Annotated in this window: 13 protein-coding genes; 10 read left to right on the forward strand and 3 right to left on the reverse strand. The window is 73.4% G+C overall.

Features of this window, described 5'->3' with window-relative positions; all coding sequences use genetic code 11:
• Positions 1–244 precede the first annotated feature (244 nt).
• Positions 245–1,954, forward strand: coding sequence for an RNA polymerase sigma factor (locus B4E97_RS02430; RefSeq protein WP_286958567.1), 1,710 nt, complete (start codon positions 245–247; stop codon positions 1,952–1,954).
• A 119-nt stretch (positions 1,955–2,073) separates the two neighbouring features.
• Here the strand turns inward: B4E97_RS02430 and B4E97_RS02435 are convergent, their stop codons facing one another.
• Genes B4E97_RS02435 through B4E97_RS02445 form a run of 3 tightly spaced genes read right to left on the reverse strand, consistent with a single transcriptional unit; the run spans position 2,074 to position 6,736 of the window.
• Positions 2,074–4,410: a transglutaminaseTgpA domain-containing protein gene (locus B4E97_RS02435; protein ID WP_286958569.1), complete on the reverse strand. Its 2,337-nt coding sequence runs from the start codon at positions 4,408–4,410 to the stop codon at positions 2,074–2,076.
• On the reverse strand, positions 4,407–5,714 hold the full coding sequence (locus B4E97_RS02440; protein WP_286958571.1) for a DUF58 domain-containing protein: 1,308 nt from the start codon (positions 5,712–5,714) through the stop codon (positions 4,407–4,409). Before B4E97_RS02440 ends, B4E97_RS02435 begins: the two co-directional genes overlap by 4 nt.
• A 17-nt stretch (positions 5,715–5,731) precedes the next feature.
• Positions 5,732–6,736: an AAA family ATPase gene (locus B4E97_RS02445; RefSeq protein WP_286958637.1), complete on the reverse strand. Its 1,005-nt coding sequence runs from the start codon at positions 6,734–6,736 to the stop codon at positions 5,732–5,734.
• 356 nt (positions 6,737–7,092) lie between these two features.
• On the opposite strand from B4E97_RS02445, the gene mraZ reads away from it, so the two are divergent.
• From mraZ to murG, 9 genes are all read left to right on the forward strand, one after another.
• Positions 7,093–7,524, forward strand: coding sequence for a division/cell wall cluster transcriptional repressor MraZ (mraZ, locus tag B4E97_RS02450; protein WP_019287181.1), 432 nt, complete (start codon positions 7,093–7,095; stop codon positions 7,522–7,524).
• 192 nt (positions 7,525–7,716) lie between these two features.
• Complete coding sequence (rsmH, locus tag B4E97_RS02455) at positions 7,717–8,763, forward strand: 16S rRNA (cytosine(1402)-N(4))-methyltransferase RsmH (RefSeq protein WP_029211449.1); 1,047 nt, start codon at positions 7,717–7,719, stop codon at positions 8,761–8,763.
• A complete protein-coding gene (locus B4E97_RS02460) occupies positions 8,760–9,326 on the forward strand; it encodes a hypothetical protein (RefSeq protein ID WP_239266410.1) in 567 nt (188 codons plus the stop codon). Before rsmH ends, B4E97_RS02460 begins: the two co-directional genes overlap by 4 nt.
• A 135-nt stretch (positions 9,327–9,461) precedes the next feature.
• Complete coding sequence (locus B4E97_RS02465) at positions 9,462–11,384, forward strand: peptidoglycan D,D-transpeptidase FtsI family protein (protein ID WP_029211447.1); 1,923 nt, start codon at positions 9,462–9,464, stop codon at positions 11,382–11,384.
• Positions 11,385–11,395: 11 nt separating this feature from the next.
• The gene (locus B4E97_RS02470) at positions 11,396–13,012 is read left to right on the forward strand and encodes a UDP-N-acetylmuramoyl-L-alanyl-D-glutamate--2,6-diaminopimelate ligase (protein ID WP_029211446.1); all 1,617 of its coding nucleotides are present in this window, start codon (positions 11,396–11,398) and stop codon (positions 13,010–13,012) included.
• Positions 13,009–14,094, forward strand: coding sequence for a phospho-N-acetylmuramoyl-pentapeptide-transferase (gene mraY / locus B4E97_RS02475; protein ID WP_019287186.1), 1,086 nt, complete (start codon positions 13,009–13,011; stop codon positions 14,092–14,094). Before B4E97_RS02470 ends, mraY begins: the two co-directional genes overlap by 4 nt.
• Before the next feature lie 5 nt (positions 14,095–14,099).
• Positions 14,100–15,611: a UDP-N-acetylmuramoyl-L-alanine--D-glutamate ligase gene (murD, locus tag B4E97_RS02480; RefSeq protein ID WP_376786863.1), complete on the forward strand. Its 1,512-nt coding sequence runs from the start codon at positions 14,100–14,102 to the stop codon at positions 15,609–15,611.
• On the forward strand, positions 15,608–16,852 hold the full coding sequence (locus B4E97_RS02485) for a peptidoglycan glycosyltransferase FtsW (RefSeq protein WP_029211443.1): 1,245 nt from the start codon (positions 15,608–15,610) through the stop codon (positions 16,850–16,852). Before murD ends, B4E97_RS02485 begins: the two co-directional genes overlap by 4 nt.
• Entirely contained in the window at positions 16,849–18,006 is a 1,158-nt protein-coding gene (gene murG / locus B4E97_RS02490) for an undecaprenyldiphospho-muramoylpentapeptide beta-N-acetylglucosaminyltransferase (protein WP_286958577.1), read from the forward strand. The genes B4E97_RS02485 and murG overlap by 4 nt, the downstream gene beginning before the upstream one ends.
• Positions 18,007–18,009 lie beyond the last annotated feature (3 nt).

Raw genomic sequence — 18,009 nt, forward strand, 5'->3', positions numbered from 1 at the left:
GACCGCTGATGACCGATCCGCCGGCGTCGGGCAGGTCACGGTCGGTGAGGACGGCACGTTCGGCCGGCTTTCGTCGCGGCGAGGTCGCCGGTCGACTTATAATGGTGGTGAAGCGCACCGGAGGCCATGGTCAGCCCCCCGCAGATCCTGCCACGACAGGCTGCACCAGCCCAGAGCGCAACCGCCGTCCCGTGGCTCCCACGCACTCGTCCTCCGACGACCGATGGTTCCACGCGCCCACGTCATGCGACGAAAGGTTGTTGTGACCACCCTACCCAATGCCGCCTCCCTGCCCCCGGAGTTCGCACACCCCTCCCTGCAGGCCCTGCTTCAGCTCGGCGCCACCCACGGCTCGATCGACTCCCAGCAGCTGGGTGCCGCCCTGAGCGAGGTCGCCCTGGAGCCCCGCCGGATGAAGGCCGTCCTGCGGGCCATCGACGCCGCCGGCATCACGGTCACCCTGGACCCCGACCACGCCCGGGCCGTCGCCGCGACCGCGGGGGGTCGGGCCAGCTCCACCCGCAAGGCCGCCGCCAAGAAGGCACCGGCCAAGAAGTCTGCCGCCCCGACGCCCTCCGCCGACGCGTCCGCCGACGCACCGGCCACCAAGACCGCGACCAAGACCGCGACCAAGACCGCGACCAAGACCACTGGCACCGCCAAGGCCGCCAAGAGGACGACCGCCAAGAGCGCTGCCAAGGCCACCGCGGCAGGCACGGCCAAGACCGCCGCTGCCACGATGGCCGGCGCGGCCGACGTCGAGGAGCCGACCGGCGTCGCGGACGAGGGCCCGGCCTCCCTGGACGACGTCGAGGACGTCGTCGTGGAGGACGTCGCCGTGGAGGAGGTGGCGAGCGCGGACGTCGTCGCGGCGGATGACGCCGACGACGAGAGCGCCGTCGACCCCAAGTCCCCGCAGGGCGCAGCCGGGGCGGCCCGGGCCAAGGGCACGAAGAAGGACGACGAGGAGGAGACCGACGGCGGCTTCGTCTACCGCGAGGACGACGAGGACGACGCCCCGCCGCAGCAGGTCGTGACGGCGGGAGCCACCGCCGACCCGGTCAAGGACTACCTCAAGCAGATCGGCAAGGTGGCGCTGCTCAACGCCGAGCAGGAGGTCGAGCTCGCCAAGCGCATCGAGGCCGGCCTGTTCGCCGAGGAGCGCCTCAACTCCGGCGACAAGATCGACATGAAGCTCAAGCGTGAGCTGTGGTGGGTCGGCCAGGACGGCAAGCGGGCCAAGAACCACCTGCTCGAGGCCAACCTGCGCCTCGTGGTGTCGCTCGCCAAGCGCTACACCGGTCGCGGCATGCTCTTCCTGGACCTCATCCAGGAGGGCAACCTCGGCCTGATCCGCGCCGTCGAGAAGTTCGACTACACCAAGGGCTACAAGTTCTCGACCTACGCGACGTGGTGGATCCGGCAGGCGATCACGCGCGCCATGGCCGACCAGGCCCGCACCATCCGCATCCCGGTGCACATGGTCGAGGTCATCAACAAGCTCGCCCGCGTCCAGCGGCAGATGCTGCAGGACCTCGGTCGTGAGCCCACCCCGGAGGAGCTCGCCAAGGAGCTCGACATGACCCCGGAGAAGGTCGTCGAGGTCCAGAAGTACGGTCGCGAGCCCATCTCGCTGCACACCCCGCTCGGCGAGGACGGCGACAGCGAGTTCGGCGACCTCATCGAGGACTCCGAGGCCGTGGTGCCGGCCGACGCCGTGAGCTTCACCCTCCTGCAGGAGCAGCTCCACTCGGTGCTGGACACCCTGTCCGAGCGCGAGGCCGGTGTGGTGTCGATGCGGTTCGGCCTGACCGACGGACAGCCCAAGACGCTCGACGAGATCGGCAAGGTCTACGGCGTCACGCGGGAGCGGATCCGTCAGATCGAGTCCAAGACGATGTCCAAGCTGCGGCACCCCAGCCGCAGCCAGGTGCTGCGGGACTACCTCGACTGAGCGACCCGACGACCTGATGACCTGACGGACGAGGCCGGCATCCCCACGGGATGCCGGCCTCGTGCGCGCTCGTGCGACGGCGGGTGAGGGGCGTCGGGATCGCCGACGTCAGCCCGGCGTCAGGACGTCGAGCCGCGTCCCGCCGAGGGCAGCAGCGCGGCCCGCAGCCGTTGCGGCCAGGACCGGGTGCGGGCAAAGCTCCGGCGCACCACCTGCGCGTCGGCCTGCACCTGACGGGGGGACGCCGACGCGCCGGGCGGGGCGTAGCGCGCTCGTTCGACCGCCCCGAGCACGCGGGTCAGCGCGCGCTTCCCCTCGTCGGGCAGCAGGGCATACCGGTCGTAGTGCGCGGTGAGGGCTCGCGGCGTCATACCCGTGGGTGGGCCCACGCCCAGGTCGTGCAGCTGCTCGGCCAGGGTGGTCCAGTGCGACTCCACCGCCGCCGCGGGAGATCCGGCTCTCGCGAGCCGACGTCGACGCACCCGCGCCCCGCGCAGGGGGGTGACGGCCAGAGCGACGGCAGCGAGCAGGAGCAGCCCCAGGGTGGTGCTGCGCGCGGGGGTGAACCAGCCGCGCAGCCGGTCCAGCAGCCCGGGCTGGGTCGGTGCCGCGGCGGACGTGTCGGTCTCGGCGGGGCGCGGGCGGGCGCTGGACGTCGTGGTGGGGGCGGACGTGGACGCCGTCGCGGTGGGGGCGGTCGGAGGCGTCGCCCAGGCCGGGGGCAGCCCGGACCGCCCGCCCGGCGTCGGCTCGAAGCGGGTCCACCCGGCGCCGTCGATGAACAGCTCGGGCCAGGCATGGGCGTCGGCCGCCCGCACGATGCGGGTCCCGTCGGGCTGCAGCGAGCCCGGCAGGAAGCCGAACACGACGCGTGCCGGGATCCCCTGGGAGCGGGCCATCATCACCATGGCCGAGGAGAACTGGGTGCAGTAGCCCCGACGCGTGCGGAGGAAGTGGCTCACCGCGTCAGGCTCGACGCCCCGCTGCCGCTCCTCCTCGGTGAGGGGTGCGAGGGTGAGGCTGTAGACGAAGGTCGGCGACCGGAGGTACTGCTGGATCGCCATGGCCTTGGCGTAGGCGCTGTCCGCGGCGCCGTAGCGCTGGACGTCGGGGGAGGACAGGACCTCCCGGGTGGTGCTGTCGACGAGCTCGCGCGAGGCGGGGTCGACGTCCAGGTAGTCCCCGTCGTTGAAGGCGGAGGTCGCGTACGGCTGCTGTGCCGCGGAGCCTCCGGCGGCTCGGGACAGCTGCTCGGGGGTCAGGGTGGGGACGGCGTAGGAGACGGTGTAGTCCTCCGCGGCGCGGCCGACGGACACCAGGCCTGTCGTCGCGTCCCGCCGCCAGGGGACGTCCGTGCCCACGGCCAGCGCCGGGACGGGCGCCGCGAGCTGCGGCGGACGCATCACGGTGTTGTCGCTCACCCGCGCCGTGACTGCGCGGTGCGGCAGGCCCGGGGCGATCCCGTCGGGCAGTCCGAGCGCCCGGCCGGGGGCGGGCTGACCCTGCCCGGAGGGGGGCGGGGTCGGGATCATGCGCCAGTGCCCGTCGACATACTGCTTGGCGATGGTGACCGCGAGCGGGGGCGGCTCGCTGCCGTCGCTCGTGCGGAGGGTGAGCACGGGCCGGGGGTCGCGCGACCCCAGGCTGCGCGTGATGTCGACGTCCGAGGTGAAGCTCAGGCTGCCCCGGCCCGCCTGCTCCTGGCGGCCGAGGCCCTCGGTGAGGAACCTCGTCTGGATGTCCGGGAGCAGGGCCTGTATGCCGACGGCCGCCAGGACGACGGCCACCGCGACGAGCCGGGACCGCCGTGAGAACCTGCTGACGACGGTCGCGGGGTCGTCGGCGCCGGACCCGCGGGAGGGGGCTGCGGCGAGCGTGGCCCAGCGGCGCAGCTGGGACCCGTGCTGCTCGACGAGCAGGAGCAGCCATAGCAGCGCGAGGGCGAGGAAGTACATCGCCGGCAGGGCCACCCCGGTGTTGACCACGGCGACGAGGTAGACGACGAGGAGCGGGAACCCGGCGACGGTGGCGGCCCGTCGCGCCACGACCAGGTGGTCGACCAGGATCGCGACCAGGCCGGTGAGCAGCGAGATCAGCGTGACCAGGCCTCGCGTGGGAGGGGCTGGCGCGGCATAGCTGCGGATGGTGCGTCCGGCCTCCTCGAGACGGTCGACGAGGCGGTCCCCGACGTCGGTCCAGGGGAGTCCTGCAGGTCCGCTGCCGAGGTCGTGCAGCAGGCACACCGCGAGGCAGACCCCGACCAGCTGGGCCAGGACCACGCCCCAGGCGGGCACCCGCAGCGATCGCAGGCCCGCCCCGAGGAGGGCGACGAGGGCGACGACCAGGAGGGTGGGGCCCGTCCAGCTGGAGTCGCGCAGCAGCGTGCCGATGGGCCAGGCGGCCACGACGACGGCGAGGGCGCAGAGGGCGGTCTCGCGCAGGTGGGCCCGGGTCATCGGACGCTCCTGCCGGTGGACGAGGCGATCTGTCGCCAGGCCAGGGCGGGCACGGTGCCGTGGCCGGCCACCACCGCGCGCCAGCCGTAGCGCCGCAGGAGCTCGACGCTGGCGGCGGCGGACAGGTGGCCGGTGCGGGCCGGGCCGGACGGGTGGGCGAGGTGGCTGGGCTCGGCGCCCGGCGCCGAGACGTCCGGACGACCCTCGACGGGGCGGCCGAAGGTCGGGCTGTCCACGACGATGGCCAGCGACGCCGTCCCGGTGCGGTGGGTCGCCGCGAGCGCCTCGAGGTCGGTGCGGCTGCCCGGGCCGACGACGGCGACCACCAGACCCACGGCTCCCCGGGACAGGACGCCGGCGGTGCTGGCCAGCCCGTCGTGCTCGGCCAGCACCGTCCGCGCGAGGGTGGTGAGCGCCTCGTCGAGGGTGACCGGGCGCTCGTGGCCGGTGTCCGGCTCGGTGACGAGGTCGACGTCGTAGCCGTGGTCCTGCAGGTGACCGACGACGGAGGCGACCGTCGTGACGGCCCACTCGAAGGAGCTGTGCGGACCCTCGCCGGCGTGGGCGGTGACCCGGCGGTCCAGGAGCACGGCGGCCCGGCGCCGGGAGGGCTGCTCCTCCTGACGGACCATGAGCGACCCGGTGTGGGCGCTGGCCGGCCAGTGGATGCGGCGCAGCTCGTCCCCCTGGCGGTAGGGACGGATGGTGACGTCGTCCTCACCGTGCAGGGCGACGGTGTCGGCGACGTCGTCGTCCTGGCCGGGGCCCGAGCCCGGCAGCGCGGACGCGTCCAGGGGGAGCACCTGGGGGACGACGAGCACCGTCCGGGACCCCGGCAGACGGGTCAGCCGGCTGGTCAGCCCGAACCCGTCGCGCACGCGCACCGAGATGGGCCCGAGCGCGTGCTCGCCGCGCACGACCGAGCCGATGGGGTAGTGCATGACCTGGTGCTCGCCGGGACGCAGCGACGGCACGACGAACCGGGGCCGGTCGCCGAGGGGATAGGCCACGTGCTCCTGGGCGAGCACGAGCGGGGAGCGCCGGCGCCCGGCGTTGCGCAGCGTCAGCGTGACGGTGCCGAGCTCGTCGACGGCGAGCCGGCCGGGGGCGACCTCGCGCTCGACGTGCAGCCAGCTCGCGGGACGCCGGGACAGGGCCCAGGCGCCGGCGGCGAGCAGCACGAGCACCGTCCCGATGCGCAGGAGGTCGCCCAGACCGAGCGCCGCGCCGGCCCCGAGCAGCACGACGCCCGAGGCCAGGAAGGACTGGCCTCGGGTCGTGAGGACTCCGTCGGGACGTGGCATCGGCCGGTGCGACGTGGTCAGCGCGAGCCGGGACGACGGGTGGCGACGCCGACCACGGGCACCTGGGCGAGCAGGGTCTCGATGACGTCCACCGCGGCGCCGTGGGCGCCCCCGAGGCCACCCGCGCCCCCGGCGGGGAGGACGCGGTGGGCGAGGACCGGGACGGCGAGCTGCTGCACGTCGTCGGGCAGCACGTGGTCCCGGCCGGCCATCGCGGCCCGGGCCCTCGCCGCGCGCAGCAGGTGGAGCCCGGCCCGTGGGCTGGCACCGAGCCGCAGGCCGGAGGAGCTCCGGGTCGCGCGGACCAGCTCGACGACGTAGCGCTGGATCGCCTCGCCGGCGTGCAGGTGGCGGACCGACTCCACGAGCTGCTCGATGGTGCCGGCGTCCGTGACGGGGGCGAGGTCCCGCAGCGGACGGTGCTCGCCGTGGGCGGCCAGCATGGCGGTCTCGGCGTCGGCCGTTGGGTAGCCCATGGAGAGCCTGGCCATGAAGCGGTCGCGCTGGGCCTCCGGCAGGGGATAGGTGCCCTCCATCTCGAGGGGGTTCTGGGTCGCGAGGACCATGAACGGCCGGGGCAGGGGGCGGCTCACGCCGTCCGTCGTGACCTGCCCCTCCTCCATGGCCTCCAGCAGCGCGGACTGCGTCTTGGGGGAGGCGCGGTTGATCTCGTCGCCGATGACGAGGTTGGTGAAGACGGCACCCGGCCGGAACTCGAAGCTGCGCGTCTCCTGGTTGAAGACCGAGATGCCGGTGATGTCGCTGGGGAGCAGGTCGGGGGTGAACTGGACGCGGCGGACCGAGGCGTCGACGGCGCCGGCGAGCGCCTTGGCCAGCATCGTCTTGCCGACCCCGGGCACGTCCTCGAGCAGCAGGTGGCCGCCGGCCAGCAGCACGGTGACGGCGGTGCGGACCTGCTCGTCCTTGCCCGCGATGACGGTGGACACGGCACGGCACACGGCCTCGGCGGCCTCGGCGACCTCGGTCGCCGTGCTCAGGTGCTGCGTCTCGGTGCGATGGATCACGGGGCCCCCGTCAGGTGCGGTCCGGTGCCGGGTCCACCGGGACGTCAGCCCAACTCTAGGGACATCGCGGCCGGTGACAAGGCGAAGCCGCGGTTCCCCACTTCCCACCACCACGCGCCGCGCGGTGGGCGTTCGGGGCCTCGCCGCGTCCGACACCCGGTGATTTGTTCCCTTCGTCCGGGCTGGTCGGCCCGCCCGCCCCACCGGTGCTCCACTTCTTACCACCGCCTCTGACCTGCGCGTATGACGAAGAAATAACGGCGAAACGCGTGACTGACGATTGACCGTGGTGGGTGGTGGAGTAAAGTGGGGGATATCAGAGCACGCGGCAAGCCGACGGGGAGGGGGCCACGATGTTCCTGGGCACCCACAACCCGCGCCTGGACGACAAGGGCCGGCTCTTCCTCCCCGCCAAGTTCCGCGAGCGCATGGCCGAGGGCCTCGTCGTGACCCGTGGCCAGGAGCGCTGCCTCTACGTCTTCCCCATGGACGAGTTCATCCGCGTCTCCCAGCAGCTGCGCTCCGCCCCGATGACCAGCAAGGCCGTCCGCGACTACCTGCGCGTCTTCCTCTCCGGCGCCTCCGACGAGGTCCCCGACAAGCAGGGCCGCATCACGATCCCGGCCGGCCTGCGGCAGTACGCCGGGCTGAGCCGCGACTGCACCGTCATCGGTGCGGGCGAGCGCGTCGAGGTCTGGGACACCGAGGCGTGGGAGCGCTACCTGTCCTCCACCGAGCAGGCCTTCTCCGACCAGGCGGAGGAGGTGGTCCCCGGACTGCTGTGATCCCTGGCGCCCGGCCTCCACCCGCTCCTCGTGCCCCGCGGCACCTTCCCCGGTCTCGGGACACATCGAGCGGAGCGGTTGGGGACCGGACGCCAGGGCCCCTCGTCCGAGGGCCCACCTCCACCAGCCACCCAGCACCACGCAACCAGCACGACCGACACAGCAGCACCCGCGAGAGAGAGGAGGGCCGACGTGCAGCAGGACGACGCGCGCACCGGCGCCGAGGGACGTCACGTCCCGGTCCTGCGCGATCGCATCGTCGGCCTGCTCTCCCCGGCCCTGGCCCAGGACGTCGACGGCCGACGCCCGGTGTACGTCGACGGCACCCTCGGCATGGGTGGCCACGCCGAGGCGGTGCTGGCCGCCTGCCCGCAGGCCCGCCTGGTCGGCATCGACCGCGACACCGAGGCGCTGCGCCTGGCCGGCGAGCGGCTCGCCGCCTTCGGGGACCGCGTCGACCTCGTGCACGCCCGCTACGACGAGATCGGCGAGGTGCTCGAGGACCTCGACGTCGACGGAGTGCAGGGCGTGCTGCTCGACCTCGGCGTCTCCTCCCTGCAGCTCGACGAGGAGGACCGCGGCTTCGCCTACCGCGTGGACGCCCCGCTGGACATGCGGATGGACCAGTCCACCGGGACCACTGCCGCCGACGTGCTCAACACCTACGCCCACGGCGACCTGGCCCGCGTCCTGCGGACCTACGGCGAGGAGCGGTTCGCCAAGCAGATCGCCTCGGCCGTGCTCCGCGAGCGCGAGGTCGAGCCGTTCACCACGTCGGGCCGGCTCGTCGAGCTCCTGCGCCGCACGATCCCGGCGGCCTCGCAGCGGCAGAGCGGGCACCCCGGCAAGCGCACCTTCCAGGCCCTGCGCATCGAGGTCAACGGCGAGCTGGCCTCCCTCGAGGCCGCCCTGCCCGCCGCCGTGGACGCGCTCGCCGTCGGCGGCCGCCTGGCCGTCCTCTCCTACCACTCCCTCGAGGACCGGCTCACCAAGCAGGTCCTCGCCGCGGGAGCCCGCAGCACGTCGCCCCCCGGCCTGCCGGTCGAGCTGCCCGAGCACGCGCCATACCTGCGTCTGCTCACCCGCGGTGGCGAGGAGCCCGGCGACGACGAGACGCGCGACAACCCTCGCGCCGCGTCGGCCCGGCTCCGCGTCGCCGAGCGCGTCCGCACGTCCCCGCCCACCACCCGCCCCACCCGCGTCGACCGGCCAGCCCACCGGAAGGGACACCGTTCATGAGCCTGCTGCAGACCGTCAGCCCGCGCACGGCACCGACCCGCACCTACGATCGTCTCGTCGGGCAGCGTCCCCACCTGGAGGTCGTGCGCATGGCTGGCCGGAGAGCCTCCCAGGTCCCCTTCGTGGTCCTGGGAGCCGTGCTGCTGACGCTCGGTCTGCTCGCCGCCCTGCTCCTCAACATCACGCTGTCCCAGGGCTCCTACGCCCTCAACGACCTGCAGGACCGGTCCGCGACGCTGCGCGACCAGTCCGCCGCCCTGCGCCAGGACATCAACGCGGTCTCCTCGCCCAACCACCTCGCGACCAAGGCGCAGGAGCTGGGCATGGGGCCGGCGGACTCCCCGGCCTTCCTCGACCCCGTCACCGGCAAGGTGTCCGGCGTGGCGAAGCCCGCGACCAAGACCGCCGAATTTACCGTGGTGTCCGGCAGCCAGGCCGTCGCTCCGCAGGCTCGGCCCGACGACTCCACCATGGCCGCCGCGTCCGCCGTCTCGGGCCTCGGGCTTGGCAACGGGCTGGTGGGTGGCCTCGCCGGCCTGGCCGGCTCGGCCGCGACCCGCTGAGCCGCGTCGCAACCCGCCGATCGGGCCCGGGCGGTCGATGATGGTGTCGGCGGGCAGCGCCATACGCCATATGCAGGACCAGAAGCAGGCAGGACCGACGCGCCCGCAGGGCGCACGAAGGATCGAGGTGAGCGCGTGACCGCGACGCGACCCACCCGCAAGGGCGCCCGGGTCACCGGGTCCCGGGCGCGGATGCACCCCAGGCGTCGGGTCCGCTCGATGTTCATCGTGTCCCTCCTCGTGCTGACGGTCTTCGCCGCGCAGCTCGTGCGGCTCCAGGGGTTCGACGCCGCAGCGATGTCGGCCAAGGCCCTCGAGCAGCGCAGCGCCAAGCGCACCCTCCCCGCGGCGCGCGGGCAGATCACCGACAGCAACGGCACCGTCCTCGCCGAGTCGATCGAGCGCTACACCCTGATCGTCGACCAGCAGGCGGTCAAGGAGTACCAGAAGCGCCTCACCCCCAAGGGTCCCCGCACCAAGGTCGGCGCCCAGGGCGCGGCGGCCGACGTCGCCCCGCTCCTCGGGCTGCCGGTCGCGGACGTGCAGGCCCGGCTGAGCGGCGAGCGTCGGTGGTACCCCGTCGCCACCGACATGACGCCGGTGGCCTGGCGGCAGATCAAGAAGCTCGGCATCGGTGGTCTGTCCGCCGAGCTCACGACCAAGCGCGTCTATCCCGCCGGCACGGGCGCGGCCTCGCTCGTCGGCGCCATGACCAACGCCGGCGCCCCCGTGGGCGGCGTCGAGCAGCTGATGAACTCCGTCCTGGCCGGCAAGCCGGGGGAGCAGCGCTACGAGACGACCCCGTCCGGGCTCAAGATCCCGACCGGCAGCGAGTCCCACACTCCGGCCGTCCCCGGTCGCAACGTGCAGACCACCATCGACGCGGACCTGCAGTTCGTCGCGCAGAACGCCCTCGCGCGGGCCGTCACGCAGCGCGAGGCGCTCAACGGCTACGTCGTCGTGCAGGACGTCCGCACCGGCAAGCTGCTCGCCGTCGCCAACTACCCGACCTTCGACCCGGCCGACCTCGGCAGCCTCTCCCGGGGCGGCACCGTCTCCAACAAGGCCTTCCAGGAGAACTTCGAGCCGGGCTCGACCGCCAAGGTCATGACCATGGCCGCGGTGCTGCAGGAGGGCGTGGCCAAGGCGGATACCCCGGTCACGGTGCCGTCGGAGCTCCCGCGCTCGGACAAGGTGTTCAAGGACTCCTCCGAGCACGGGGTCCAGAAGCTCACGCTGAGCGGTGTGCTCGCGACCTCGTCCAACATGGGCACGATCCTGGCCGGTGAGAAGCTGCCGGTCAGCAAGGTCATGGAGTACTTCGGGAAGTTCGGCCTGGGCCACCTCAGCGGCATCGGCTACCCCGGCGAGCAGGCCGGCGTCGTGCCCAAGAACCCCACCGGGTCGCAGCGCTACACCGTGATGTTCGGGCAGGGCATGAGCCTCAACGCCGTCCAGTCCGCCAGCGTCTTCCAGACCATCGCCAACGGCGGGGTGCGCATCCCGCCGACGCTGATCAACGGGCAGACCGAGCCGGACGGCACCTACACCCCGGCGAAGGCTCCCGCGCAGCAGCAGGTCATCTCGGCCCCCGTGGCCAAGACGCTCGGCGAGATGATGGAGTCCGTCGTCTCCGACGAGGGCACCGCCGGTGCCTACGCCTCCATCCCGGGCTACCGGGTGGCCGGCAAGACCGGCACCGCCGACCGCTACGACGAGCAGGCCGGTCGCTACCTCGGCCACACCGCCTCGTTCATCGGGTTCGCGCCCGCCGACCAGCCCCGGTTCGTCGTGTCCTGCACCCTGCAGCGGCCGATCAAGGGGCACTACGGCGGTCAGACCTGCGGCCCGGTATTCACCGAGGTCATGAAGACCGCCCTGGAGAAGTACCAGGTCCCGCCGAGCGGCAGCCCCGCACCGCGGCTGCCTGCGACCTTCGACGGGTTCTCGCTGCACGAGGACAAGACTTCGACAGGCACGACCGGCTCGACCGGCTCGACCAGGTCGACTAGCCCGAGGAGCCCCGCGAGGACCCGCACGACCACGCAGGCACGATAGGTTCGTTCCTCGTGGCAACCCCCTTCCCCCGCCCTGCCCACGTCCGAGCCCTCGCAGCGACCGATCTCGCGCGCCGGCTCGACGGCGTCACCCTGCGGACCGTCTCCGGCGCCCCCGCGTCGGACCCGGCGGTCCGCGGCGTCACCCTCGACTCGCGGTCGGTCCGCGACGGAGACCTGTATGCCGCCCTGCCCGGCGCCAACGTCCACGGCGCCAGGTTCGTGGCGCAGGCCCTCGCTGCCGGGGCGGTGGCGGTCCTGACCGACGACGCCGGGGCGACCCTGGTGGGCGACGAGCTCGGGCCGGCGACCGGTGACCTCCCGCTGCTGGTGAGCCCCGATCCGCGGGCGGCGCTGGGACGCGCGGCCGCCGAGGTCTACGCGCGACCGGACGGGACGCGGCTCGACGTCTACGGCATCACGGGCACCAACGGCAAGACCACCACGGCCTACCTGGTCGACGGCGGACTGCACGCCCTGGGCCGCCGCACCGGTCTCGTGGGCACCGTCGAGACCCGCATCGGCGACGAGCGGCTGCGCAGCACCCGGACGACCCCCGAGGCCAGCGACCTGCAGGCGCTGCTCGCCGTCATGGCCGAGCGCGGTGTCGAGCGCTGCACCATGGAGGTCTCGAGCCACGCCCTCGTCATGCACCGGGTCGACGGCGTCGTCTACGACGTCGCGGCCTTCACCAACCTCTCGCAGGACCACCTCGACTTCCACGGCACGATGGAGGACTACTTCGCCGCCAAGGCGTCGCTGTTCACCCCGGAGCGCTCCCGCCGTGGCGTGGTCGTCGTCGACGACGCGTGGGGCAGGCGCCTGGCCGAGCGGGCCACCGTCCCCGTGACCACGGTGTCGGCCACCGGGGCGGACGCCGACTGGCACGTGCGAGACCTCGGCGACCGTGCCTTCCTGCTCACCGACGGCGGCGGGACCAGCCTCGAGCTCGTCTGCCCGCTGCCCGGCGACTTCAACCAGGTCAACACCGCCGTGGCCGCGCTCCTGCTGCACCTCGGTGGCGAGGACCTGGCCGAGGCCGCGCGCGCCGTCTGCGAGGACCCCCACGTGCCCGGCCGGATGGAACGCGTCGAGACCGGCCGGCCCGACCAGCCCCTGGCGGTCGTCGACTTCGCCCACACCCCCGAGGCGGTGGGGGCGGCCCTGCGGGCGCTGCGTCCCCAGACCCGGGGCCGGCTCGTCGTCGTGCTCGGCGCGGGCGGTGACCGGGACCCCGGCAAGCGGCCGCACATGGGTGCCGCCGCGGCCGCCGTCGCCGACCTCGTCGTGGTGACCGACGACAACCCTCGCTCGGAGGACCCGGCCGCCATCCGCGGGGCGGTGGCCGGCGGCATCTCCGACGCGCTGCAGGACCGGGTGCGGGTCGTGGCGGGTCGCTCCACCGCGATCCGCGAGGCCGTGGCCGCCACGTCCGGCGCCGACGACACCGTCGTGGTGCTGGGCAAGGGACACGAGCAGGGCCAGGAGATCGCCGGGCTGACCCACCCCTTCGACGACCGCGAGGAGCTCGGCGACGCGCTGCGCGAGCGCCGCGCCGGCACTCACCCCAAGGAGCGTGCACCTCACGTGGAGCCTGAGACTTCGACCCCCGAGGAGGCCACGCCGTGAAGGCCGTCCTGATCGCTGCCGGCTTCTCGTTGCTGGTCGCCCTCCTGGGCACCCCCGCCTACATCAACTTCCTGGTGCGCAAGCACTACGGCCAGTTCGTGCGGGACGACGGCCCGACGAGCCACCACACCAAGCGCGGCACGCCGACCATGGGTGGTGCCGTCATCATCCTGGCCTCGCTCGGTGCCTACGCGATGGCCCACCTGCTCACCTGGTGGCCCCCGTCGGCGTCCGGCCTGCTGGTGATGTTCCTGATGGCGGGGCTGGGCCTCGTCGGGTTCCTCGACGACTACATCAAGATCTCCAAGCAGCGCAGCCTGGGCCTGCGCTCGTGGCAGAAGCTCGCCGGGCAGGGGATCGTCGGCCTGATCTTCTCCCTGCTCGTCCTGCAGTTCCAGAACTCCCGGGGCCTCACCCCCGCCTCCACCGTCATCTCCTCCGTGCGCGACACGAGTCTCGACCTCGACGTGAGCTCGACCCTGCCCTGGGTGGGCGTCGTCCTCTTCGTCCTGTGGGCCAACCTCATGATCGCGGGCACCAGCAACGGCGTGAACCTCACCGACGGGCTCGACGGGCTGGCCACCGGCGCGAGCACCATGGTCTTCGCCGCCTACGTCATCATCGGCACCTGGCAGACCAACCAGAGCTGCGCGATCACGCCCAGCGCGGGGTGCTACGAGGTGCGCGACCCCCGGGACCTCGCCGTCGTGGCGGCCTGCCTCATGGGGGCGTGCTTCGGGTTCCTGTGGTGGAACGGCTCGCCGGCCAAGATCTTCATGGGCGACACCGGCTCCCTGGCCCTCGGCGGCGCGCTCGCCGGCCTGGCCATCTGCACCCGCACCGAGCTGCTGGTGGTGGTCCTCGGTGGGCTCTTCGTCCTCGAGGCGCTGTCGGTGATCATCCAGGTCGGGTCGTTCAAGACCACCCGCAAGCGCGTGTTCCGCATGGCGCCGCTGCACCACCACTTCGAGCTGCTCGGCTGGGCCGAGATCACCGTGGTCATCAGGTTCTGGATCATCGCCGGGCTCTTCGTGGCGCTCGGCATCGGGTTGTTCTACGCGGAATGGGTCGTGGGAGCGTGACGGACGTGCCAGCCGGCCAGGGCCGACCCGACGAGGACCCTCGAGACATCGCCTACGAGCCGCGTCCCGGCCTCACCCACAAGGACGCCGACTGGGCGGGCCTGCGCGTGCTGGTCGTGGGCCTCGGCCGCTCCGGCTTCGCCGCCGCCGACGCGCTGCGCGAGCGGCTCGCCGTGGTCACGGCATACAGCCCCGACGTGACCCCGCAGATCGAGGAGCACGCCCGCATCCTCGACATCCTCGGCGTGGACGTCCGCCTCGGCGACGACGCGACCGACGAGATCCCCGAGGGCACCGAGCTGGTCGTGACCTCGCCGGGCGTGCCGCCGCACAACCCCCTGCTCGTGCGGGCCGCCGAGGCCGGCATCCCCGTGTGGGGCGAGGTCGAGCTGGCCTGGCGCATGCGCCCCCGCGAGGGTGCGGCGCCGTGGCTCGTGGTCACCGGCACCAACGGCAAGACCACGACGGTGACGATGCTCGAGTCGATCCTGAGGCACTCCGGCGCGCGGGCGGTCGCCGCCGGCAACGTCGGGACGCCGATCATGGAAGTGATGCTGGACCCGACCCCCTACGACGTCGTCGCGGTCGAGCTCAGCTCCTTCCAGCTGCACTGGCAGCGCTCCCTGTCGCCCCTGGCCTCCGCCTGCCTCAACGTCGCCCCCGACCACCTCGACTGGCACGGGTCCTACGACGACTACCTCCGCGCCAAGGGCAGCGTCTACGACAACACCCAGGTGGCCTGCGTCTACAACGTGCAGGACCCCCAGACCGAGCTGCTGGTGATGGAGGCCGAGGTCGTCGAGGGGTGCCGGGCGGTGGGCTTCACCATCGGCGTCCCCGCCCCCGGCATGGTGGGCCTGGTCGACGACGTCCTCGCCGACCGCGCGTTCGTCGAGCAGCGCCACTCCAGCGCGGCCGAGCTCGGCACCCTGGCGGACCTGCAGGGGGACGCGCCCGACGTCGCTCCGCACTACGTCGCCAACGCCCTCGCGGCGGCGGCGCTCGCCCGCGCCTTCGGCGTCGGTCCCATGGCCGTGCGCGACGGGCTGCGCGCCTACCGGCCCGAGGCGCACCGCATCGCCGAGGTCGCGACGGTGGACGGCGTCCGCTACGTCGACGACTCCAAGGCCACCAACCCGCACGCGGCGGCGGCCTCCCTGGCCGCCTTCCGGCGCGTCGTGTGGATCGCCGGCGGGCTGCTGAAGGGCGCCGACGTCGAGGACCTGGTCCGCTCCCGGGCCGACCGGCTGGCCGGCGTCGTGCTGATGGGGCGCGACCGGGCCCGCATCGCCGAGGCCCTGGCTCGACACGCGCCCGATGTGCCCGTGGTCGACGTGGACAGCACCGACACTGGTGCCATGGCACGCGTCGTCCGCGAGGCCACCACCCTGGCCCAGCCGGGCGACGTGGTGCTCCTCGCACCGGCGGCCGCCTCCATGGACATGTTCGACAACTACGGTGCCCGCGGCGACGCCTTCGCCGAGGCGGTGCGCCGGCTCGGAGGGAGCACCGTATGACGACCCGCCCCGGAGCCTCGCCGACGGGTGCGTCCCGCGCGCGACGCACGGGGCGCGAGACCCTGCCCGACCGGGTGGTGGACTTCCTCGACAGCATCGACACCCCGCTCACGACCTACTACCTGCTGGCATCGGTCACCGCGGCCCTCACGATCGTCGGGCTGGTCATGTACCTCTCGGCCTCGAGCATCCGCAGCTACGACCTGTTCCTGCGCCAGCTGCTCTTCGCCGGCATCGGCCTGGTCCTGTGCGTCGTCGCCTCACGCCTGCCGGTGCGGGTGTGGAAGCGGCTGGCCTGGCCGGGGATCCTGCTGTCCCTGGCCCTGCAGGCGCTGATCTTCGTGCCGGGGCTGGGCCAGGAGTTCCAGGGCAACCGCAACTGGATCCAGGTGGCGGGCGTCCAGCTGCAGCCGTCGGAGTTCGCCAAGATCGCGATCGTGGTCTTCGGCGCGGCGATCCTCGACCGCAAGAAGGACCGCCTCGGGCAGTTCTGGCACGCGGTCATCCCGCTGGGCCCGGCGGCGGTGCTGCTGCTCGGCCTGCAGCTCGCCGGCAACGACCTCGGGACCGGTCTGGTGCTGCTCGCCATCGTCGCGGGCATGCTCTTCGCGGCCGGGGTGTCGGCGCGGTTCTTCGGCTTCGCGGCGCTGCTGGGCGTGGCCGCCGTGGCGGTCATGACGCTGACCAGCCGCAACCGGCTGGGGCGCATCGACGCCTGGATCGGCGACGGCTGCGCCACCAACTTCGACCTGTGCCGCCAGGTGGTCAACGGCAAGTACGCCCTGGCCGAGGGTGGCTGGTGGGGCAAGGGGCTGGGGGAGAGCGCCGAGAAGTGGGGCTGGCTCTCCGAGTCCCGCAACGACTTCATCTTCGCCATCATCGGCGAGGAGCTCGGGCTGCCGGGCACCCTCACCGTCCTGCTGCTGCTCGCCCTGCTCGCCTACGCGTGCTACCGCCTGGTGTTCCGGTCGCAGGACTTCTTCGTCCGCATCGCCTCGGCCGGGGTCCTGACCTGGCTGGTGGTGCAGGCCAGCATCAACATCGGTGCCGTGACCGGGCTCCTGCCCGTCATCGGTGTCCCCCTCCCGCTCATCTCCGGCGGCGGCACCGCCCTGATCTCCACCCTCACGGCGCTGGGCATGCTCATGGCCTTCGCCCGCGAGGAGCCCGGCGCCCGCGAGGCCCGCAGCCTGCGCCGCTCCCGGCCCGCCCGCGACGACCGCCCTAGGATCGACCGATGACCGCGACCCCGGCACCGACCCCGACCCCGACCCCTCCCTCGGGCCGCCGAGCCGCCTCCGTGGTCCTTGCCGGCGGAGGCACGGCAGGGCACGTCTCGCCGCTCCTGGCGCTCGCGGACGAGCTCCGACGGCGCGACCCCAACGTGCGCGTCACGGTGCTCGGGACGGCCACCGGGCTCGAGACGCGGCTGGTCCCCCAGCGCGGCTACCCCCTGCGGACCATCCCCAAGGTCGCGTTCCCCCGCAAGCCCTCGGCGGCGCTGCTCCGGCTGCCGCAGTCCCTCAAGGCGGCGGTCGACGCGGCCGGCGCGATCCTCGACGAGGTCGACGCGGACGTGGTCGTCGGCTTCGGCGGCTACGTCTCGACCCCCGCCTACCTCGCAGCCCGGCGCCGGGGCCTGCCTATCGCCATCCACGAGCAGAACGTCCGCCCCGGCCTGGCCAACCGGCTCGGGGCCCGCCTCACGCGGTTCGTCGCGACGACCTTCGCCGCCACGCGGCTCCCCGGGGCCCGCCATCTCGGGATGCCGCTGCGCACCGAGATCTCTGGTCTCGACCGCCCCGCCCGGCGCGCCGAGGCGCTCGAGCACTTCGGCCTGGACGCGGACGGCGGTCCGGTCGTCCTCGTGACGGGCGGGTCGAGCGGCGCCAAGCGCCTCAACGACACCTTCGCCGCCCGCGTGCGCGAGCTGTCCGACGCGGGGATCCAGGTGCTGCACGTCACCGGGGCGGGCAAGACCTTCGAGCCGGCGGCCCTCGGCGACGGCGCGCCCTACGTCGTGCGCGAGTACTCCGACCGCATGGACCTGGCCTTCGCCGCCGCCGACCTCGTGGTCTCCCGGGCCGGCGCGGGCATGGTGTGCGAGCTGACGGCCGTGGGCCTGCCCGCGGTCTACGTCCCCCTGCCCATCGGCAACGGCGAGCAGCGCTTCAACGTCGCCGAGGTCGTGGCCGCCGGCGGCGGCCTGGTCGTGGACGACGCCGAGCTGCTCCCCGCCTGGGTCGACCGCGTCCTGGTGCCGCTGGTCCGGGACCGGGAGCGACTGGACCTGATGGCGACCGCCGCCTCCCAGGTCGGCACCCGCGACGGCGACCGCCGGCTCGCGGACCTGGTCGAAGAGGCGTTTGCCTCCACGTCACGAGAGGGTCGGTGACGT

This window comes from Arsenicicoccus sp. UBA7492 (assembly GCF_002479615.1).
In the GTDB taxonomy this organism is placed as follows: Bacteria; Actinomycetota; Actinomycetes; order Actinomycetales; family Dermatophilaceae; genus Arsenicicoccus; species Arsenicicoccus bolidensis.